At 53.3% G+C, this 21,282-nt stretch carries 15 protein-coding genes; 4 read left to right on the plus strand and 11 right to left on the minus strand.

Annotated elements, in window-relative coordinates:
• Positions 1–19: 19 nt before the first annotated feature.
• From F3J30_RS09455 to dpaL, 4 genes are all read right to left on the minus strand, one after another.
• Complete coding sequence (locus F3J30_RS09455) at positions 20–1,183, minus strand: M20 aminoacylase family protein (protein ID WP_166717066.1); 1,164 nt, start codon at positions 1,181–1,183, stop codon at positions 20–22.
• A gap of 19 nt (positions 1,184–1,202) precedes the next feature.
• Positions 1,203–2,441, minus strand: a complete 1,239-nt coding sequence (locus tag F3J30_RS09460; RefSeq protein WP_166717067.1) for a Zn-dependent hydrolase — start codon at positions 2,439–2,441, stop codon at positions 1,203–1,205.
• 24 nt (positions 2,442–2,465) lie between these two features.
• Complete coding sequence (locus F3J30_RS09465; RefSeq protein ID WP_166717068.1) at positions 2,466–3,755, minus strand: aromatic amino acid transport family protein; 1,290 nt, start codon at positions 3,753–3,755, stop codon at positions 2,466–2,468.
• A 117-nt stretch (positions 3,756–3,872) separates the two neighbouring features.
• Positions 3,873–5,087: a diaminopropionate ammonia-lyase gene (dpaL, locus tag F3J30_RS09470; protein ID WP_211053187.1), complete on the minus strand. Its 1,215-nt coding sequence runs from the start codon at positions 5,085–5,087 to the stop codon at positions 3,873–3,875.
• 308 nt (positions 5,088–5,395) lie between these two features.
• On the opposite strand from dpaL, the gene F3J30_RS09475 reads away from it, so the two are divergent.
• From F3J30_RS09475 to F3J30_RS09490, 4 genes are all read left to right on the plus strand, one after another.
• Positions 5,396–5,857: an Lrp/AsnC family transcriptional regulator gene (locus tag F3J30_RS09475; protein WP_166717069.1), complete on the plus strand. Its 462-nt coding sequence runs from the start codon at positions 5,396–5,398 to the stop codon at positions 5,855–5,857.
• Between the two features lie 179 nt (positions 5,858–6,036).
• On the plus strand, positions 6,037–7,437 hold the full coding sequence (gene asnS, locus F3J30_RS09480) for an asparagine--tRNA ligase (RefSeq protein WP_014069602.1): 1,401 nt from the start codon (positions 6,037–6,039) through the stop codon (positions 7,435–7,437).
• 607 nt (positions 7,438–8,044) lie between these two features.
• A complete protein-coding gene (locus F3J30_RS09485; protein ID WP_014069601.1) occupies positions 8,045–9,133 on the plus strand; it encodes a porin in 1,089 nt (362 codons plus the stop codon).
• A gap of 184 nt (positions 9,134–9,317) precedes the next feature.
• Positions 9,318–10,508, plus strand: a complete 1,191-nt coding sequence (locus F3J30_RS09490; RefSeq protein WP_166717070.1) for an amino acid aminotransferase — start codon at positions 9,318–9,320, stop codon at positions 10,506–10,508.
• 78 nt (positions 10,509–10,586) lie between these two features.
• On the opposite strand, the gene F3J30_RS09495 is transcribed toward F3J30_RS09490, so the two are convergent.
• The 7 genes from F3J30_RS09495 to cmoM form a co-directional block, all read right to left on the minus strand.
• Entirely contained in the window at positions 10,587–11,234 is a 648-nt protein-coding gene (locus F3J30_RS09495) for an MBL fold metallo-hydrolase (protein ID WP_014069599.1), read from the minus strand.
• A gap of 20 nt (positions 11,235–11,254) precedes the next feature.
• Positions 11,255–11,806 (minus strand): YcbK family protein, encoded by a 552-nt coding sequence (locus F3J30_RS09500; protein ID WP_014069598.1) that lies wholly within the window; start codon positions 11,804–11,806, stop codon positions 11,255–11,257.
• A gap of 176 nt (positions 11,807–11,982) precedes the next feature.
• A complete protein-coding gene (gene ldtD / locus F3J30_RS09505; RefSeq protein WP_166717071.1) occupies positions 11,983–13,806 on the minus strand; it encodes a L,D-transpeptidase in 1,824 nt (607 codons plus the stop codon).
• 180 nt (positions 13,807–13,986) lie between these two features.
• On the minus strand, positions 13,987–18,435 hold the full coding sequence (gene mukB / locus F3J30_RS09510; protein WP_166717072.1) for a chromosome partition protein MukB: 4,449 nt from the start codon (positions 18,433–18,435) through the stop codon (positions 13,987–13,989).
• Positions 18,435–19,139 (minus strand): chromosome partition protein MukE, encoded by a 705-nt coding sequence (gene mukE, locus F3J30_RS09515; RefSeq protein WP_014069595.1) that lies wholly within the window; start codon positions 19,137–19,139, stop codon positions 18,435–18,437. Before mukE ends, mukB begins: the two co-directional genes overlap by 1 nt.
• On the minus strand, positions 19,120–20,442 hold the full coding sequence (gene mukF, locus F3J30_RS09520) for a chromosome partition protein MukF (protein ID WP_014069594.1): 1,323 nt from the start codon (positions 20,440–20,442) through the stop codon (positions 19,120–19,122). The genes mukE and mukF overlap by 20 nt, the downstream gene beginning before the upstream one ends.
• Positions 20,439–21,224 carry a tRNA uridine 5-oxyacetic acid(34) methyltransferase CmoM gene (gene cmoM, locus F3J30_RS09525; protein ID WP_014069593.1) on the minus strand — a complete coding sequence of 262 codons (786 nt, stop codon included), beginning with the start codon at positions 21,222–21,224 and terminating at the stop codon, positions 20,439–20,441. The genes mukF and cmoM overlap by 4 nt, the downstream gene beginning before the upstream one ends.
• Positions 21,225–21,282: the final 58 nt, after the last annotated feature.

The raw sequence follows: 21,282 nt of genomic DNA on the forward strand, positions 1-21,282 counted from the left end.
TTTTTTATCCCTCTTTTACTTACTGCGGCAACCGAGTTCTGACGATTTCGGCAAAATATTCCGCACCGGTCAGTAAAATCTCATCGTTGAAGTCATAGCAGGCATTGTGAAGTGGCATATTTCCCTGTGGATCCGATGCATCGCCATTTCCTAGAAAGACAAAGCAGCCGGGGATTTTTTGCAGGAAAGCGCCAAAATCTTCTGAGATCATCATCTGCGCAACGCTACCCTCGACACGCTCCGCGCCCACAACGTTTACCGCCGCATTAACAGCCACATCCACGCATTGTTGCCAGTTCACCGTCGGCGCAAATTCATGGGTGTAGCTAAACTCGCACTGCGCGCCATGCATCGCACATATGGCTTCACTGATGGTACGCATCCGCTCTTCCAGCAGAATCTGAACGTCCGCTGAATAGCTGCGAGTATCGCCCTTAATTTCAACATGGGTGGGGATCGCATTCCGAATACCGTCGGTATGCAGCTCCGTGCACGAGATAACGGCCGGGACGTTCGGGTCGACATTACGCGAAACAATGGTTTGCAACGCCAGAATGATCTCCGCGGCAATCACCAGCGGATCTTTCGCCATATGCGGCCGGGCGGCATGTGCCCCTTGCCCTTTAATGCGAATAATAAAGTTGTCTTCGCTGGCCATAATGCCCCCCACCCGGGTAGCGATGGTCCCGGCTTTCATACCCGGCATATTATGGAGGCCGTAAATCTCCTCAATGGCAAAACGCTCAATGAGACCATCATCCATCATCGCCCTGGCACCGTAGCCCGGCTCTTCGGCTGGCTGGAAAACAAAGCAGACAGTACCGTTAAAATTCTGCCGCTGTAGCAGCAATTGCGCCGCGCCCAACGCAATGCAGGTATGCCCGTCATGCCCGCAACCATGCATCCTTTCAGTGGTGCCGGAACGATAAGACAGCTCGCTCTGCTCCGTCAGTTGAATGGCGTCGATGTCAGCCCGAATAGCGATAACGCCCTGACCATCGCCACATCTGAGCACACCCACCAGCCCGGTCTGGCCAATATTACGATGCACCTCAATCCCCATAGCCTCGAGTTTTTCGGCAATGAACTGCGCCGTTTTTACCTCTTCAAAGGCGCTTTCCGGGTTGGCATGGAGATGATGACGCCATGCGATTAGCTGCTGTTTTAGCTGTTCCTGATCCATACTTCGCTCCTGTAAAACGTTAAGCCGTGCGCTGTGCGCGTTGTAATACCACCTGCAGCAGCACATTCGCGCCAGCGATCAGGTCTTTAGCTTCACTGTGTTCTTTTACGTTATGACTAATGCCGTCTACACAGGGGACGAAAATCATCCCTGCGGGACAAACGGAAGCCATAAACTGTGCATCATGCCCTGCACCGCTCGGCAGCCGGCGCCAGCTCAGTGCCTGGCGCCTGGCTTCGCCTTCCACGGCATTCACAATTTCATCGGCAAAAATGACCGGATTAAACCGAACCAGCGAACGACGGGTTATCTCAACGCCCTCTTCTTGCGCCATTTTCGCGACAAACTCTGCCAGCCGTTTTTCCGCCAGCGCTAAGATGTCGTTATCCGTATTGCGTAAATCCACCGTCATCACCACGTGGTTGGGAATGACGTTAATCAGATTGGGTTTGACACTGATATGCCCTACGGTTGAAACCTGGTCGCCACCCAGGCTCAGCGCCAGCTCACGGGCATAAACGGCAATTTTCGCTGCCGCAAGCCCGGCATCACGACGCATGGACATCGGCGTGGTGCCCGCGTGATTAGACACACCAGTCAGCGTCAATTCCTGCCACGATATTCCCTGCACGCCGGTGACCACACCAATATCGATACCTTCTTTATCAAGGATCGGTCCCTGCTCGATATGCAGTTCCACGTAGCTATCTACCGACAGGTCGCCAGGCTGACGTGCACCTTTATAGCCAATTTCGCGCAATGCCTCGTCAAGGGTCACACCATCGCGGTCTTTGGCCGCCAGGGCCTGCTCAAGAGGGTACTCACCTGCAAAGACAACGCTGCCCATCATATCGGGCTGGAAGCGCACCCCTTCCTCATTGGTAAAGAAGGTGACGGCCAGCGGACGTCGGGGGCGGATCCCCGCGTCCTGAAGCGTGGCAATCACTTCCAGTCCGGCCATCACGCCATAGTTTCCGTCATACAATCCGCCAGTGCCGACGGTATCAATGTGCGACCCCATCATCACCATCGGTAATTCCTCTTCCCCGGCATAAATACCCGTGACGTTACCGATAGCATCGATACTCACCGCCAGGCCCAGGGCTTTCATTCTGGCTACCACAAAGTCCCTTCCGGCTTTATCTTCTGCCGTTGCCGCAAGACGGCAGACGCCACCGCCTTCCAGCGCGCCGTATTCGCCGAGCGCGAACAGAGAATCGATAAGCCGCTGGCCGTTAATGTGCAGATAATGACTCATAAAACATCTCGCTATTCATCGTGGTTACTGGAACATGCCGTAAAAAATGGCAGATACGGTTATCAGCCCGATCAGGGTGACAAAGATGTTGCTGGCTTTCCCGCGATACGGTGCCAGCACCGGTAATTTATGGATTGCGTACATCGGTAACAGCAGCAGGATCGCCGCCCCCGTGGGGCCGCTAATACATTCAATAATTCCGAGGATGCTTGGATTTTTATAGGCGGCGAACCAGCATGTCAGGATCATAAAAATCAGGACAACGGTGTTCACCGAGCGAATATCTGGTTTTTTACCCTTCGTGGCCGCCGCCTCAACGATCACATCACGCAGCGATTCATACGCACCGATGTAGTGTCCCAGGAAGGATTTGGTAATGGCGACAAAAGCAATAATCGGCGACAGCCAGGCAATGACGGGCGTATCAAACTGATTGGCAAGATATGAAAGAATGGAGAGATTCTGCGCCTTCGCTTCCGCCAGCTGCTGAGGCGACAGGCTCAGCACGCAGCTCAGAACGAAAAACAGCACGACGACCGTCATCAACAGCACACCGTAGCGCTGGATCTGGCCGCATTTCTGCTCCGCAAGCGCCAGGCCGTAGCGCTGTTTCTGGCGCACAACCATTGGTGAAATAATCGGGTAATGATTGAATGACATCACCAGCACCGGGAAGGTCATCCACAGCGTCAGCAAAATGCCATGCCCATCTCCCATCGCGCTTACGCTAACGGTGTCCAGGATTGCGCCGTTCCAGTGCGGGATCAGAAACAACGCCATAAATATAAGCGAGATAATAAAAGGATAAACCAGGGTGCTCATCACCCGCATGATCAGCCGCTGCCCCATTCGAACAATAAACATCAGCCCGAGGATCAGCACAATCGACACAAGCGCCCGCGGGGGTTCGGCCATCCCGAGCTGGTGAGTCATAAAGCTCAGCGCCGTATTGGTCAGTGCCACCGCATACATAATCAAAATGGTATACACGGCGAAGAAATAGATAACGGTAAATACCTTGCCTGCCAGCACACCAAATTGCTCACCAATAACATCGGTAATGCTGCTTTCGGGCGTGTTTGACGCATAAATGAATCGCGCCAGTCCACGGTGAGCAAGCCAGGTAATCGGGAAAGCCAGGGCAAAAACGATAAGCAGCGGCCAAAAACCGCCAATCCCAGCGTTAATTGGCAGAAACAGCACGCCGGCACCAATTGCCGTACCGAACAGGCCCAGCACCCATACAGTATCTTCGTTATGCCATTTTGCGGGATCGCAATATTCTCTCTCTGTAACAGCATTGTCAGTATTCATCGGTCATGTTCTCTCTTTGCATTACGCGTTATCGCGTATGTTTTTTTGTCAGAACGCGTGTCATACCGAGGGCCTGTAGGGTAGGTAAGATTGCCCTCTTGCTACTGTCGTTAGTGGTTAGCCATTACGACCAAACCAGACGATGTCTTCATAGACATCCGGGGAAGTGTCCCCTTCGGTGCTGATGAGCAGGACATGGGCATCAGCATTCAGGCGCAGTGATTCAGCCAGCTCACGATACTCAGGCCGGGTCATGAGCGCATACAGCACGCCCGTGCCAATGGCCCCGGACTCACCAGAGATAAAGGGTTCGTCTGTTCCCGGGCGTGGCGCGGCCAGCAGGCGCATACCATTGGCTGCAAGATGGTCATCGGCGGAGATAAAACAGCTGGCGTGGTCACGCAGCATCGGCCAGCTGGTGATATTGGGTTCACCGCAGGCAAGCCCGGCCATCAGGGTCGACATGTCACCGCCGACGCTGTGGGGTTGCCCGTCGTTGATGGTTGCCGAGCGGTACAGGCAGTTCGCTTTATGCGGTTCGACAATGACGATGGTCGGTGCCAGATGCTGCATCTTTTCGACAAAATAGCCCATGATGCTGCCTGCGAAAGAGCCAACACCCGCCTGCAAGAAGAGATGTGTCGGTCGCGAGGCTCCGCTCTGCGCAAGCTGTTCCCAGGCTTCAACGGCGAGGGTCATATAGCCTTGCATAATCCAGGTTGGGATCTGTTCGTAGCCCTGCCAGGCGGTATCCTGGAGCAATACCCAGCCCTGCTCTTTGGCCATTTTATCGGCCAGCCGTACGGTATCGTCGTAGTTGAGTTCGGTTATGGTGCACTCAGCGCCGTGTTGACGAATATTCTGTGCCCGCACCAGTGATGACCCCTTTGGCATATAGACCACTGCCCGCAGTCCAAGCTGCTCCGCCGCCCAGGCAACACCACGCCCGTGATTGCCATCAGTGGCCGTCACAAACACGATATCTTTGATGCGCGCGTTCATTTCCGGTGAATTCAGGTCGGCAAAGCTCAATGTATTAATATCTCGCCCAAGCTGGCTGGCGAGATATTTCCCCATGGCATAAGAGCCGCCCAGTCCCTTGAAAGCATTCAGGCCAAATCGCTGTGCTTCATCCTTAATATGCAGCGATCCCAGCCCCAGCCGCTGGCTTAAAAAGCGCAACTTACGCAGCGGTGTCACCCGGTAGTCAGGGAATTTTTGATGGAATGCCAGCACCTCATCGCCAGTGCGCTCGTTGAGCAAGGACAGGTCTGCGCCCTGTCCGTAGGGCTGACGCCTGGCATTGAGTTGATATTTAATCGTGTCCGTCATAAATGCACCTTTATATCCCTATCGTCCTGAGACGATGAATAAATCCACGCCCCACTCCACCCAATTTCAGGCGCAGAGATCCGCGCGGCCAGTTAAGAAATGGTCGAATAAACGTGTTCAGATAATGGTGGGGGTGGCTTCCTGGAGCGATTTAACGCTTTCCCACTGCCTGAGATGGTACACTGCGCCCGACGATTAAATGGCGCAAAATTGTCCGGCAATACGCAACTTTCACCCTCATTTGCCATTTTTATGCAACAAAATTGCATTAGTGAGGTCGATCACATGCTTTCAGGGCCGCAAATACAATGAAACTGGACACCTGGGATAAAAAAATCCTCACGCTGGTACAACGTAATCATCGCCTTTCGCAACGGGAAATCGCCGATCGTGTCAGCCTGTCGCCTTCAGCGGTCAATCGGCGAATTGCGGCGCTGGAAGAGGCTGGCATTATTAAGCACACGGTCAGTGTGGTCGACGCCAGTAAGGTAGGCCGCCCGATCACCATCATGGTTCAGGTCACCATTGAGAATGAACGTCTCGATCTGCTGGAAGAAGATAAGCAACGGTTTGTTAGCTGTGCTCAGATACAGCAGGTCTACTACGTTACCGGCGATTTCGATTTCCTGTTGGTGATGAACGTCCGCGATATGGCGGAATATGAGGCTCTGACTCGCGAGCTTTTTTTCGCATCGGGGAACATCAAATCCTTTCGCACCATCGTATCGATGCAAAATGCCAAGCAGGAAATGACGGTAGTCATCGAGTAAGGTGCGTGAAAGACCGTGGAGAAAGGAAAGCGACAGGTCCGCGAGGCATTTATTTCCGATTTCTTCTCTTTTGACTGCGAAATCTGCTTGTCTGATGGCAGATGCCAGGTAACATAGATATCCCCCCATAAGGGGTGGACAAGTGTCTATTTTTTCCGACTATTAACAGAGAGAATATTATGAGCGTTGTGCCTGTAGCCGACGTACTCCAGGGCCGTGTCGCCGTTGACCAAGAAGTCACCGTGCGCGGATGGGTGCGTACTCGCCGAGATTCTAAAGCTGGCATCTCCTTCCTTGCCGTCTATGACGGTTCCTGCTTTGATCCTGTACAGGCCGTCATTAATAATTCTCTGCCCAATTACAATGATGACGTCCTGCACCTGACCACGGGTTGTTCCGTTATCGTGACCGGCGTCGTGGTTGCCTCTCCGGGCCAGGGTCAGAGCTTCGAAATCCAGGCGTCTGCCATTGAAGTGACCGGCTGGGTTGAAGATCCTGATACTTATCCGATGGCGGCAAAACGCCACAGCATCGAGTACCTGCGTGAAGTGGCGCACCTGCGTCCGCGCACCAACCTGATTGGTGCGGTTGCTCGTGTCCGTCATACGCTGGCGCAAGCGCTGCACCGTTTCTTTGACGAGCAGGGTTACTTCTGGGTTTCTACCCCGCTGATTACTGCCTCCGATACCGAAGGCGCAGGTGAGATGTTCCGCGTTTCCACGCTGGATATGGAAAACCTGCCGCGTACGCCGGAAGGCAAAATCGATTACGACAAAGACTTCTTCGGTAAAGAGGCCTTCCTGACGGTGTCCGGCCAGCTCAACGGCGAAACTTACGCCTGTGCGCTGTCTAAGATTTACACCTTCGGCCCAACTTTCCGTGCTGAAAACTCCAACACCAGCCGCCACCTGGCGGAATTCTGGATGCTGGAGCCAGAAGTGGCGTTTGCCGATCTGAATGATGTTGCGGGTCTTGCAGAAGCGATGCTTAAGTACGTGTTCAAAGCGGTTCTGGAAGAACGTGCTGACGACATGAAATTCTTCGCTGAGCGTGTAGATAATGACGCGATTGCTCGTCTGGAGCGCTTCGTTTCGGCTGACTTCGCGCAGGTGGATTATACCGACGCCGTTGCCATCCTCGAAAAATGCGGTGAGAAGTTCGAGAACCCGGTTTACTGGGGCGTCGATCTCTCTTCCGAGCATGAGCGTTACCTGGCAGAGAAACACTTCAAAGCGCCAGTGGTCGTGAAAAACTATCCGAAAGACATTAAGGCCTTCTACATGCGCCTTAACGAAGACGGTAAAACCGTTGCTGCGATGGACGTGCTGGCCCCGGGCATTGGTGAAATCATCGGTGGCTCTCAGCGTGAAGAGCGTCTGGATGTGCTGGATGCCCGTATGGAAGAAATGGGTCTGAATCCGGCTGATTACAGCTGGTATCGCGACCTGCGTCGTTACGGCACCGTGCCTCACTCCGGTTTCGGACTGGGCTTCGAGCGTCTGATCGCTTACGTGACCGGCGTCCAGAACGTGCGTGATGTGATTCCATTCCCACGTACCCCGCGTAACGCAAGCTTCTAATTCCGCGTTAATTAAAATGGCCAGCAATTGCTGGCCATTATTTTATTCTGCTTTGTCAGTTTTCGTCAGTTGAAAGTCAGCATCTTTAAACTACAACCCCGTCATAACCTCTACCTGTTACGTTTTGTTTCCACGAAATATCTGTGAACAAAAAATAAGCCGCACTCTTATTGCGATTAATACACATCTTACGTATTAGCACAAATTTCAACCACATCCACAGCCATCCAGAAGTCTGGTAACAGTCATAAGAAAAAACGAGTCGTTTAACTTCTGTTTATATGAATTGCCTTTATCCAAATTAAGCATAAGCAATTCATATACATAGGAATGAATCAGACTTTTAATTAGCCAATCAGTTCTGAAATATGAGGTGGTTCACAAAGTTCCTTAAAATACACAAAATCTTACACATTATTTCTTTTTGTTACTCAATCTTGAGAATTGTAGCATTTTCAGGCTAGCGAAACGGTTCTATGAATGGAAAGATGCCTGTCAGATACATAAAGACACCAAACTCTCATCAATAGTTCCGGAAATATTTATTGACAGAATTTATTGACGGCAGTGGCGAGTGTCATAAAAAAACCAATGAGGGTAATAAATAATGATGAAGCGCAATATTCTGGCAGTGGTTATCCCTGCTCTGCTGGTAGCCGGTGCAGCTAACGCTGCAGAAATCTATAACAAAAACGGCAACAAACTGGATCTGTACGGGAAAGTTGTTGGTGAGCACGACTTCGTTACCTCCGGTGACAACACCGACAGCAGCGACGCTACCTATGCTCAGATCGGTTTCAAAGGCGAAACTCAGATCAATGACCAACTGACTGGTTACGGTCAGTGGGAATACCGTGCCCTGGCAAGCCAGGCAGAAAGCAACCAGACTCAGCGTACCCGTCTGGCGTTCGCTGGTCTGAAAGCCGGTGATGCTGGTTCCATCGACTACGGCCGTAACTACGGTATCGTATACGATGTAGAAGGTCTGACCGATATGGCACCTTCTTTCTCCGGTATGACCTGGGCTAACTACTCTGATAACTTCATGACTGGCCGTACTACTGGCGTTCTGACCTACCGCAACACCGACTTCTTCGGTCTGGTTGATGGTCTGAGCCTGGGCCTGCAGTATCAGGGTAAAAACGAGCGTGACGACGTTAAAACCTCTAACGGTGACGGCTTCGGTACCTCTGTTGGTTACGAATTCGGCGAAGGTTTCGGCCTGATCGGTGCATACAGCAACTCTGACCGTACTAACGCTCAGGCTGCTGATGGCAAAGGCGAGAACGCTGAAGCATGGGCTGTTGGTGCTAAATACGATGCGAACAACATCTACCTGGCAACCACCTATGCTGAAACCCGCAACATGACCCGTGAAGCTGACGGTACATTCGCGAACAAAACTCAGAACTTCGAAGTGATCGCTCAGTACCAGTTCGATTTCGGTCTGCGTCCTTCCGTGTCTTACGTTCAGTCCAAAGGTAAAAACCTGGCTCAGCGTGGCACCTTCAATGGCGGCGATGCTGACCTGCAGAAATTTGTTGAACTGGGTGCAACTTACTACTTCAACAAAAACTTCAACATCTATGTTGACTACCAGCTGAACCTGATCGACGACACCTCTTACTCTCGTAACGTTGGTATCGTGAACGGTAAAGACGACCAGGTTGCAATGGCTGTGACCTACCAGTTCTAATCAATACACCACTTTGTTATATGCTTAATGAACAGGGCTTCGGCCCTGTTTTTTTATGTCTGATAGTAAAAAATGGCGACTTTTGAAAAGCCGCACGCTTTTCGTCGCAAACGGTTGGCATTTTGTAAATCTACCGTTAACCTGATAGCGGATTTCACTTCTGTAATCACAATGGAACTTCGTCATGTTTGAGAACATTACCGCCGCTCCTGCCGACCCAATTCTGGGCCTGGCCGATCTGTTTCGTGCCGACGACCGCCCTGGCAAAATCAACCTGGGTATTGGTGTATATAAAGATGAAACCGGCAAGACTCCGGTACTGACCAGCGTTAAAAAAGCTGAGCAGTATCTGCTGGAAAACGAAACCACCAAAAACTACCTCGGTATTGATGGTATCCCTGAATTTGGTCGTTGCACTCAGGAACTGCTGTTCGGAAAAGGCAACGCTATCGTGACCGATAAGCGTGCCCGCACTGCACAGACCCCTGGCGGTACTGGCGCGCTGCGTGTTGCGGCGGATTTCCTTGCAAAAAATACCTCCGTTAAACGCGTGTGGGTCAGCAATCCAAGCTGGCCGAACCACAAAAGCGTGTTTAACTCTGCGGGTCTGGAAGTGCGTGAATACGCCTACTACGACGCGGCAAACCACTCTCTCGACTTCGACGGCCTGCTGGCCAGCCTGAGCGAAGCGCAGGCTGGCGACGTGGTACTGTTCCACGGCTGCTGCCATAACCCAACGGGTATTGATCCTACGCTGGAACAGTGGGAACAACTGGCTAAACTGTCCGTTGAAAAAGGCTGGTTGCCGCTGTTCGACTTCGCCTACCAGGGCTTTGCTCGTGGTCTGGAAGAAGATGCTGAAGGCCTGCGCGCCTTCGCTGCTGTGCATCAGGAACTGATTGTTGCAAGCTCCTACTCCAAGAACTTCGGCCTGTACAACGAGCGTGTCGGTGCATGTACGCTGGTGGCTGCTGATGAGCAAACTGTTGATCGCGCATTCAGCCAGATGAAGTCTGTGATCCGCGCGAACTACTCTAACCCACCAGCACACGGCGCATCTGTGGTTGCCACCATCCTGAGCAACGATGCCCTGCGTGCAATCTGGGAACAAGAGCTGAACGATATGCGTCAGCGCATCCAGCGCATGCGTCTGCTGTTTGTGAATACCCTGGCTGAGAAAGGCGCGGACCGCGACTTCAGCTTTATTATCAAACAGAACGGCATGTTCTCTTTCAGTGGCCTGACCAAAGAGCAGGTTCTGCGTCTGCGTGAAGAGTTTGGCGTTTACGCGGTGGCTTCAGGCCGTGTTAACGTTGCCGGCATGACGCCAGACAACATGGCGCCGCTGTGCGAAGCGATTGTCGCTGTGCTGTAAAAATCCTGTCGGGTGTTTTCACTCACCCGACAAATAAAAAAAGCCTGCATCATGCAGGCTTTTTTTATTTAATCTGGTTTACCAGACAGGCATTTCATCCTGGAGGAACGGGTTGTGTATACGCTCATAACCCAGTGTCGACATCGGGCCATGTCCAGGGATAAACGTCACATCATCACCCAGCGGCAATAATTTCTGTTTAATCGCCTGAATCAGCTGACCGTGGTCGCCGCGCGGGAAGTCGCTGCGTCCTACGCCACCTTTGAAAATCACATCACCGGAAATCAGCAAACGCGATTTATCATCAAAGAAGACGATATGGCCTGGCGTATGCCCAGGACAATGCAACACCTGTAAAGTCACATTCCCTACGGTAACGCTCTCTCCTTCGTTCAGCCAACGATCGGGTGTCAGAGGTTGACACTCATCAAGGCCAAACATGCGGCTTTGGGCAGGTAACCCTTGCAGCCAGAACTCATCTTCTTTTTCCGGGCCAATCACCGGCACACCGTAGTGTTGCGCCAGCTCCGCCGCAGCCCCCACATGATCAAGATGACCATGGGTCAGCAAAATCTGCATCAGCGTCACACCCGACGCTGCGACTTCTTGCTTGATTTTCTCGGCGTCACCACCGGGATCGACAAGCGCGGCCAGTTTGGTTTGTTCGCACCAGATTAATGAACAGTTCTGGGAGAACGCGGTAACCGGAATAATACGATAGTTCATACTGCTCCTGTATTTCGTTATTACCAGTGCCGAACGGGCCCGGTATCAATATGCACAAAGTTGCTGCTGGGGTAATATCCTACACCACCTGCACGCATAGATAACGCAGCTTTGCGAATATTGGCTAACGAAACGCCTTCAATATGAAAATCCATCGCCTGTCCTTTAGTGTGATAGCTTTTTTTAGCTACCCCACGGCTATGGGCGCGCAGTTCATTATTGGTATCAAGAGAACGATAACCGGAAACGAGTTGCACTGGCTTGCTGGTTCCGAGCAGGCCCTGGAGGCGGAAAAGCTGATCAAATAATCCAGGATCGATGGCTTTTATTTTATTCGCGCGGAAATCACGGAAAAAATGGTTTAGTTTTGCTAATTCATCCTGAATATAGCCTCTGCCATCGAAAAATTCCGCTTTAAGCGACTCACCAGTATGCAGATTGTTGAGCGTTAAAATACGCGGACGAGGTGTCGAGAGGGTGGCAAATGCTGGCGTAGGCAAGATGGCCGCTGCGCCAAGCGCAACACCACCTAACGCCAGCAGTTTGCGGCGATTAGCGTCAAATTTGTCCATGATAATCAGGTCTACAGGTCAATGTTTATCGTATATATGCTTAGCGCACGAAGGGCACCTTAACTGGCAAAACAACCTACGTCAAGGCGCCCAACCCCAGTAAACACGCGGCCTACAGCCATATTGCCACGCATCCACCATAACTTACGACAATCGATTTTCCCGAACTACTTCATTTACCTGATTAATTGTTCAGCTTTTGGCAAAATTTGTGCGCCCGATCGCGCAGTGAGATCGTAATTGTAAATATCTGTACGATACTGGGTACGCCCATCTTCGCCAACAAACGCGGTCAGATAGTAAAGATTAACCGGAATATTGTGTCGGATATTAACGTAGCGCGTATCCCCTTGTTTCAGCGCATCAGATATCCGCGTATCGTTCCAGCCCGCATCCTGCAACAGCATATTCGCAAGCTCGGAAGCTTTATTGACGCGAACACAACCAGAGCTCAGCGCACGGGTATCTTTCTGGAACAGGTTGTGGTTTGGCGTGTCGTGCAGATAAATCGCTTCCGAACTCGGCATGTTGAATTTGTAACGCCCAAGCGAATTATGTGCGCCAGGTGCCTGCTGGAAACGGAACGGCAGGTTTGACGCCGTAATGGTTGACCAGTCAACCATGTAAGGGTCAATCGCCTCTTTGCTGTTCCAGCCGCGCATTACGGTATAGCCATGACGTTCCAGATAGCCCGGATCATTCCACACTTTCGGCAGAATATCCTTGCGGGCAAGCGTTGGCGGTACATTCCACGGCGGATTAACCACGACGTTATTCAGGGCGCTGCTCATCATCGGCGTTTTGCGGTCCGGGCGACCCACAATCACGCGGGAGGCCAGAACCTCACTGCCGTTCTGGTAATACACCAGCGAGTACGCCGGAATATTCACCATAATGCCGGTCGATAGCGTGCCTGGCAGCAGGCGCAGACGCTGGATATTCAGCGCCAGTACACCTGCTCGCTGCGCTGGAGTGACGTTCAACCAGTCGCGCGTTGATTGACCAATGACACCGTCGGAACCCAGCCCTTGTGCAGTCTGGAATTGCTTCACGGCAGCCACCAGCTCGCGATCGTAAGCCGCTGGCTTATCACTGACAGGCTGCACTTTTTTCTCTTTCGCAGGTGCTGACGGGCTTACCACTGCGCTTTGCGGGTCGTCCCCAGGTAAGGCAATTTTTGGCCCGCCGTCCAGGATACCTGAGCGCCGGAGAATTTCGCGCAAGGCTGGCACATCACTGCTCCACTGCCCCGGACGCAATGAGCCCGCGCCACGTAGCTGCGGCCACGGACGGGTGTCAGACACCAGCGTGAGTAACGACTGATGCATAGGGGCATACTGCAGGTGCGCAGGTGCAAGGCTCGCAATAAAGCCCGGCAAATTGCCGTTATCCAGCGACAATTGCCACTGGTTAATCACCGATAACGCGGGGGTTGCCAGCTTGTAAGGCTTGTCGCTGTAGAGCCAGCGATTCCCATTGACCGGAATTCCGGCGACAAACTGAAGGTAGCCCATCATGGCATCTGACAGCACGATATCACGCGCCTGGCCGGTCACGGACGGGTCAGTCAGCAGTTCAACCCAGGCGGTAAATTGCGGCTGAAAACCGGCGATAGCCACCTCTGCCAGCTGTTGCTGGAAAGCACGGACCGCATCGCGATTATCCCACATAGGCTTCATATCGCGCGCAGCGTAGAGCAGCGTTAGTTGATTAAGATACGCAGGTTTGTAACCCGAAGGCAGCCCCGTCAGAAGCTGTTGCTGGAGTGATTCAATGTTTATGCCTTCCGGCAGCGGCTTAATACCGGCCATGATAGCCGTCGCCGGAGATTGCTCCAGCGGCTGAGACAACGATGTTGGCTGCGCGCCTGTCGTTGCAGAGCTGTCAGTCGGCACAATTTCAGGCTCATCAGCCTGTGCAGTTAACAGTGGAGCAAACATCACTGCCAGGCACAAACTCAGTGCAGACAGTTGACGACCACGACTTTTCTTTAGCAACATCCCTTGCCCCCTGTTTTCTTACGACATGCCCATCACATTGGGGCTTTTCTTCAGTATAGGAAGGCATAAATAGTGTTGCCTTACCTTATGTAAAGAAGTTTAAAGATAACGCAGCCGTAAGCACAAGTTAAGTGAATAAAAAAAGCGGCGCTTCTGCGCCGCCCTTTGTAACAAAACGCGTTAAGACGCGTCTGCCGTTCCTGGCATCGACTCCGGCGGCTGCGGTGCGAAACCGCGCAACCCGACCACGTGTACGTGTTCGCTATTCTGGAACACTTTACGCACCAGCTTATAGGTTGTGCCTTTTTCCGGGCTGATGTTCTCAGGCGCTGCGATGATGAGCTGCATATCAAGACGATCGCAGAGCTCAAACAGCGTGGCAATGGAGCGGGCATCAAGACGTGCCGCTTCATCAAGGAACAGCAGACGGCATGGAGAGATATCTTTGCCGCGCAGACGACGCGCTTCATCTTCCCAGCTCTGAACAACCATCACCAGAATCGACATACCCGTACCGATAGCTTCACCGGTAGAGAGTGCGCCAGATTCCGCACGCAGCCAGCCGTCTGAACCACGGTTAACCTCAACTTCCATTTCCAGGTAGTTACGGTAATCCAGCAACTCTTCACCAATGGTTTGCGGCGTACGTTGGCCCATATCGATCTGCGGATTCAGGCGCTGATACAGCTTCGCCAGCGCTTCCGAGAAGGTCAGGCGGTTGCTGTTGAACAGGTCCTGATGCTGCTCATGCTGTTCAGACAACACATCCAGCAGCGTGGCGTGGGCTTCACGCACGTTCACGTTCAGGCGCACGCTGTTCACCTGGCCAAAGGATACGCTTTGCAGCCCCTGGTTCAGCTGACGAATACGGTTCTGCTCGCGCTGGATAGTCTTACGAATAATGTTTGCCACGCTGCGGGAGCTGATCGCCAGTTTCTGCTCACGTGAGGTCAACTCTTCCGTCAGACGGCCCAGTTCGATTTCCATCTGTTCGATGGCTTCGACCGGATCGTCGGTACGGATGATATCCTGACGAATACGCTCGCGCAGGTGCTGGTAAACGGCCACGAAGAACTGAATTTTACGCTCAGGACGTTTTGGATCTTCCGACATACGCAGCACATCGCGCAGGTGTTCGTTATCCGCTACCGCCAGACGCAGGGCACCCAATGCCTTATCCGACATAGAGCGCAGTTCGTCCGCAGACAGGTAGGCCAGCTCACGACGGTGCAGACGACGTTCAACGTTATTGTCTTTCACCATGCGCATCACCGCGCACCAGCCCGCCTTCGCGGTTACTACCTGCTCACGCATCTCAAAGTAATCGCGCTCCAGCTTGCGCAGACGACGGGTCAGGTTATCCATCTCCGCTTCGCAGAAGGTCAGTGCTTTTTCCAGTTGATTACGGCGCGCGCGGTTGTTGCTGAGCTGGCTATGCAGCTCGTCACGACGAATACGCGCACGCTCTTCGGCGCCGCTGTCGGCACGCACGCCAATATCCTGGAGCTCTTTATGCAGGTCGTTTAACAGCTCTTTCTTGGTGTCGAACGAGCTTTTCAGCGAGGCCATGACCTGACTGTACTGGCTAAGCTGCGCGGCGTGGCTACGCATCGCTTCACGGGCACGGGTACGTTCTGCTTCGGCGTGCTCAAGACGCTGGCGCAGCTTCTCGTTAAGATCGCTGTTGCCGCTCAGCATTTCTGCTGAATCAGAGTAGCCAAAGTGAGCACGACGCTGAACGACTTCGGTCAGCGCAAATGCCTGCTGACGTGCTTCGCGCTGTACCTGCTGAGACCAGGCGTAATCTTCTTTTAACTGTTCAAACTGTTCAGGATCGCTCTGCAATACCGAAACGATCGGCTCCAGTTTCGCCAGCTGGTTGCCATGCTGCTGCACAAAGCGTGCAGCTTCCTGTGCTTCGTCCAGGCGTTCCTGAATTTCATCCACACGGTCAGCAAGGGTGTCGTCTGCCAGCAGGTTCAGGCGCGGCAGAATGCGGTTTAGCGCGGCAACGCCCTCTTTCGCCTGCTCAAATTGCGCACGGCTCTGCTGGTTATCACTTTCATGATTGGCAATGGCACGCTCCAGCTCACCACGACGCGTGCTGAGCTTGCGAATTTCGGCTTCCGGATCCGCTTCAAAAGCAACGGCCAGATGGCTACCGATAAAGCGGCTGAACGCCTGGTGCAGACGCTGGGTTTTCTGTACGTCAAACGACAGGGTCGCAAAACGCTCAGAGAGCGTTTCACGCTCGGCGTGCAGACTTTCGATGCGGTTTTCACGCGCTGCGCGGCCAAACAATGGCAGTTCAGGGAAGCGGGAATAACGCCACTGACGGTCAGCGATTTTCACCACTACCGCTTTTTCCAGCTCATCCACGCTGAACACGCTGTCATCGAACGACTGTGGATCCCCTTCGATCAGATAGAGGTCTTCCGGGCAATCTTCCAGACCGGCAAGCTGATCGGCAATCAGCGACAGATCCGGGACGACAATCGCGTTGCGGGACGGGCCATACAGCGCAGAGAAGTACGGCGCATCATCCAGACCCACGTCATCGTAAATCTCGGACAGCAGCACGCCGCCAAAACGTTCTGCCAGGGTATTCAGGCGTGCGTCTTCCGCACCACCCGGCTGACTTAAACGTTCAATTTCGTCATCAACATCACGCTTACGTGCGCCGACTTCATCACGCTCAACAATTGCCTCGCGCTCGCGCTCCAGCAGTTGTTGCAGATATTCGGTGACTTGCTGACTGGACTCAAACTCTTCACCGCACTGCTCGCTGAGCTGGCTCAGGCTGCTTTGCGCGGCAAGCCAGACTGGCGCACGCTGCAACAGCGTCTGAGAATGGGACTGAAGTTGTTCCATCTCCTGGCGCAGCGTCATACGCTGTTCGCTGGCGCTGGATACGGTGTCGGAAAGCGCGGCAATACGTGCTTCCAGCTCCTGATGCAGTGTCTCGAGAGAGTCGATATCGTAATGTTTGCCCTGACGCTTGCAGAAATCGGCCAGCAGACGCTCGGCTTCCTGCTGTTCGCGCAGACGCTGTTCCAGTTCGTTCAGGCGCATCCGCAGTGGCTGAACCTGCTCGGCCAGATGGCGCTGGTTTACGCCATCGCGCAGCAATTCACGGGCAACGTCCCACGCTTCGTTACGCGCCAGTGGGCCGTTAATGGCCACAACCAGTTGATACGCTTGCTCAAACTGGCTGTGCGCCGTTTGCGCCACGCTCATTTTCTGATCGAGCGACAGCAGTTTTTCGGTCGCTTCCTGCTCTTTCGCCTGGAAGGTGTCCAGCCATTCGTCAGCGCTTTCCGGCGTTAAGTCCGGCAGATGGCACAGCTCTTTCGCACGTTGTAATGCCTGCAATGCCTGGTTGTACTGAATGGCACGCGTCTGCTGAACGTCCAGCGCCTGCTGGTAATCAGCAAGCTGGCTTTTCAGCTCATCCACTTCCAGCTCGGCGGCTTCGGCGCGGGCTTCGTTCTCTTCCTGCATGTCGGCGGCTTCAGCCACCACTTCATTTTGCTCTTCGAGACGAATTTGCAGCTCATCAAGATCCGCTTCGTAGCGCTCGATTTTTTCCTGCTGACGTAGCGCAGTTTGCACCAGGTTCAGGTGATCGCTGGCGGCCTGATAATCGGCCTCCAGGTCCCCTTCAGCACCATTGTGCTCGCCCAGTTCACGCGCCATTTCAACGTGTTTGTACTGTTCAGCCACCAGCTGTTTGCGGGAGGTGAACAGTTCACGACGATACTCAAGCGCCTGGTCGAGATGCACCCGGCGCTCGTTGGCATGACGCATGTAATCAGCGGCCACGTAGTTAGTGGCTTCGCTGATCAAATGTTTAAACAGGTCGCGATCGGACTGAGTCACGCGAATGGCTTCCAGCGTCATGCGGTTTTCACGCAGCGCCGCTTCCATATCCTGGAAAGCTTTACGCACGCCGCTGTTTTCCGGCAACAGATAGTCGCGCAGCGAGCGGGTAATGGCACTGGAAATACCGCCGTACAGCGAGGCTTCAATCAGACGGTAGTATTTGCTACGGTCAGACGCAGTGCGCAGACGACGAGCCACCACGCCCAGGTCGAACATCAGCGAGTGGTAATCGGTAATCGAGTTGAACTGCTTGAACTGCACGCCTTCGATAGTTTCGAGCTTATCTTTTAGCTCTTGCAGCGTCAGCACGCGCGCCTGGCGCTCGTTCAGTGTTTCCGTCAGCAGCGCAGTCGGCTGCACAGACGTTGGCAACCCCTGAATCGCAAAAGGTTTGATATCCACTTTACGGTCGCGCCCGGCAACCTGCTGTAAACGCACACCCACGACAACACGCTGGTGTCGGGAGTTGATCACGTCCAGCACGGAATAACAGACACCGGCTTTCAGCTTACCGTGCAGGCCTTTATCACGAGAGCCGCTGGTTGCCCCTGCTTCGGTGGTATTACGGAAGTGCAGCAGCGTTAAATCCGGGATAAGCGCTGTGACAAACGCCGCCATGGTCGTGGATTTACCCGCACCGTTACCGCCGGAGAGCGTCGTAACCAGCTCATCCAGATCGAAGGTTCGGGCAAAGAAGCCGTTCCAGTTAATCAGCGTTAGTGAGCGAAATTTACCGCGTTCAATCATTACTCTTCCTCCCCGCTATCCGCCTGGTTCTCTTCATGCTCTTCATTGAGCTGCAATTGGTTTTCCACCGGCATCGCTTCACCATCACGGATCATGCGCAGCTGCGCTTCACGGGCATCGTCGCCCGCACGCACATCAGCGCCAAAGCGGAAGACGGATTCGGTGATGCGGAACTTGCTGCTGTCATGGCCCATAAACCAGACCATACCCAGACGACGCAGACGGTTCAGGGAAGAACGCACTTTTTCCTGTAATTTCTGACGATCGAGATCCGAACCCGTAGAGCGGTTATTCACCAGCTTGAGCAGTTTGCTTTCATCTGCCAACGACAGTAGCTCGTCGTAAAGCTCCTGCTGGGTGAAGATCCCTTCATTTGCCAGACGTTCCGGGCTGAGATAGAGATAGCAAAGAATTTTACCAACCATCATATCCAGCTCTGAAAGCACTGAGCGAGGGATAAGCGTAGTGGAACGCGGGCGCAGGTAGAAAAAACCTTCCGGCGCACGGATAAGCTCAACGTTATAACGCGCGTAAAATTCTTCCAGGTACTCCTGGAAATCCATCAAAAAGGCGTGATTATCCAGCTCGTCAAGGCCAATGTGACGACCGGCACGCAGCTGGCTGTCCAGCGCCGGAAACAACGGATTCGCCAGCGCCTGTGCCAGCTTAACTGGCATCACTTGTTCAATATTTGTCAATGACATGCGCCTGTACCTTGGCTCCGTAATCGTTAATCGGCTGCCATTTCGGCGGCAGGCCGGTGAAATCTGCTTGTGCTACACCCAGGCGAACCGCCTGATCGACAACAATACGTGCAATATCGAAATGGCGTGCCCGTGGATATTGCGCCAGATAGTCGCGCACCACGAGCCCGAGATCCAGCGGCACTTGTCTGGTTTTGTAGACCGCGAGCTGTTCTTCGATCATCGCTGCAAGTTGTTCACGAATTTCGTTGAATTCTTCGTATTCGAGATCCGGTGGCAGTTCCCCTGTCACCTCTTCATCGCGCAGCGCCATCTCTTCGTCACGCATATCGAGCAGACGGTCAGCGTTGGCGTAGGTCAATGCCCATGGCGCATCAAAATAGGTTTGCACCGACTGGCGCAGACGCTGGGCAAAGACGCGGTTTTTGTCCATATCGATCGCGGTACGGATAAATTTATGCACGTGACGATCGTAGCCAATCCACAAGTCGATAGATTGCTGACCCCAGCTGATAATACGGTCGAGCTTACTTTGCAGATCAAAGACCAGACGATCGACAAAATGCAGATCGTCATGTGCCAGCGTCGCATCCTGAATGCGCAGCAGGTTGGCCTGAAGCTTATCGCCTGCTGCTTCCAGCGTATCCTGCAATTCACGCAGCGTACCGGACGTTTCTGACAGCAAAAGTTCACAGCTGGAAATCGCCGCTCGCCAGTCTTTATTCAGCAACTGGGCAATATCGTCTTTAACCTGCTGCTGCTGTTCGTCCATCAGACGCTGGGTCAGGTCGATACTGTCGAAAATTTCCGCCACCGAATATTTCAGCGGCGCATAAACATTGCGGTGCCAGTGGAACTCATCACCGTTTTCATCCGCCGCATCTGCCGCGCGCTTAAGCTCGCCTGCCACGATGGACAGCTGCATAGAAAGGCGCAGCGTCGAGAATTCGCGCTGGCGGATGTAGTAATCGGTGATACCGATGCCCAGTGGCGTCAGACGATAAATGGCGTTTCCTTCCGCCTGCTCGCTGGTAAAGCGGTTCAGCAGACGTTGACGCACCATATCGTTGATCGCGTTGTTGGCACGCACGCTAATGGTTTCGCTGGTTTGCTCAAACGCATCACTGACATGGCGGAACGCATCCACCAGTTCACCCTCGCTCATTTCTCCATCCAGACGCTCGCCGTTCAGCGTAGCAACCGCCAGCAGGAAAGAGAGACGGTCTACCGGCAGCGTGATGGAGAAATCATTTTTCCTGGCCCAGGCAACCAGTTCGGGGACTGTCTGGGAAAATTCACTCATAGATTATCCTTGCTCTGCGGCTTACGCGCGGTGACGTGAATGTAGCGGCCAAGGCTCAGGTAAGGCTCCTGGCGGCAATACCGCGTTTCTATTTCTGTTAAGGCGTCTAAACAGTCATGCTGTTTTTGTTTATCACGCAGATAATCATGAAACACCCTCACGCCTGTTTTACCGGTGATCTCCCAGCCGATCTCCTCCAGCCAGCCGTAAACCTGCTGCGGTTCGCGCGGGAAATCCGGTGAAAGCGTGCGTCGTTTCTTTTTATACATACCCTGCTGCACGTAGCCAAAATTGCCCACCAGGACGTTACGCATCAGCAGGCCATTTGCATTGTAGAACATCAGCGATAACGCACCGCCGGGGCACAACATCGACCACAACGTTTTTAAGACCGCTTGCGGTTCGGCCACCCATTCGAGCACAGCATGAAACAATATCAGATCAACCTGAGTTTCCAAATGCTGCGGGATGTCCTGAGCGGCGCAATGTATAAAATGCATGTTGTCGCTCACACCTTTCTCTTCTGCCGCACGTTGCGCGCGCGCAACCATCTCAGCGGACAAATCGCAAAGCGTGACGTGATGACCCCGCTGTGCCATCAGAATGGCAGTCTGACCTTCCCCGCCACCGGCATCCAGCACGCGCAACTTGCGGTCACCGAAATCAGCAAGCAGCTTGTCCAGATCCTGCCAGAGGATCGTCTGCCGTAGCTGACCTTTGGTGGTGCCATAAATGTTGCGCGAAAACTTTTCCGCGATGTCATCAAAATTGCGATCCCGCATTGGGAGAGTTCCACTCGCTAACAGCAAAACCGCTATTTTGTCATACCCGGGCGGAGAA

Source organism: Enterobacter sp. Tr-810 (genome assembly GCF_011752765.1).
Lineage (GTDB): Bacteria > Pseudomonadota > Gammaproteobacteria > Enterobacterales > Enterobacteriaceae > Enterobacter > Enterobacter soli.

Coding starts and splice junctions, on each gene's coding strand:
- F3J30_RS09455 (WP_166717066.1), bottom strand. CDS start 1,183: ATGGATCAGGAACAGCTAAAACAGCAGCTAATCGCATGGCGTCATCAT.
- F3J30_RS09460 (WP_166717067.1), bottom strand. CDS start 2,441: ATGAGTCATTATCTGCACATTAACGGCCAGCGGCTTATCGATTCTCTG.
- F3J30_RS09465 (WP_166717068.1), bottom strand. CDS start 3,755: ATGAATACTGACAATGCTGTTACAGAGAGAGAATATTGCGATCCCGCA.
- dpaL (WP_211053187.1), bottom strand. CDS start 5,087: ATGACGGACACGATTAAATATCAACTCAATGCCAGGCGTCAGCCCTAC.
- F3J30_RS09475 (WP_166717069.1), top strand. CDS start 5,396: ATGAAACTGGACACCTGGGATAAAAAAATCCTCACGCTGGTACAACGT.
- asnS (WP_014069602.1), top strand. CDS start 6,037: ATGAGCGTTGTGCCTGTAGCCGACGTACTCCAGGGCCGTGTCGCCGTT.
- F3J30_RS09485 (WP_014069601.1), top strand. CDS start 8,045: ATGATGAAGCGCAATATTCTGGCAGTGGTTATCCCTGCTCTGCTGGTA.
- F3J30_RS09490 (WP_166717070.1), top strand. CDS start 9,318: ATGTTTGAGAACATTACCGCCGCTCCTGCCGACCCAATTCTGGGCCTG.
- F3J30_RS09495 (WP_014069599.1), bottom strand. CDS start 11,234: ATGAACTATCGTATTATTCCGGTTACCGCGTTCTCCCAGAACTGTTCA.
- F3J30_RS09500 (WP_014069598.1), bottom strand. CDS start 11,806: ATGGACAAATTTGACGCTAATCGCCGCAAACTGCTGGCGTTAGGTGGT.
- ldtD (WP_166717071.1), bottom strand. CDS start 13,806: ATGTTGCTAAAGAAAAGTCGTGGTCGTCAACTGTCTGCACTGAGTTTG.
- mukB (WP_166717072.1), bottom strand. CDS start 18,435: ATGATTGAACGCGGTAAATTTCGCTCACTAACGCTGATTAACTGGAAC.
- mukE (WP_014069595.1), bottom strand. CDS start 19,139: ATGTCATTGACAAATATTGAACAAGTGATGCCAGTTAAGCTGGCACAG.
- mukF (WP_014069594.1), bottom strand. CDS start 20,442: ATGAGTGAATTTTCCCAGACAGTCCCCGAACTGGTTGCCTGGGCCAGG.
- cmoM (WP_014069593.1), bottom strand. CDS start 21,224: ATGCGGGATCGCAATTTTGATGACATCGCGGAAAAGTTTTCGCGCAAC.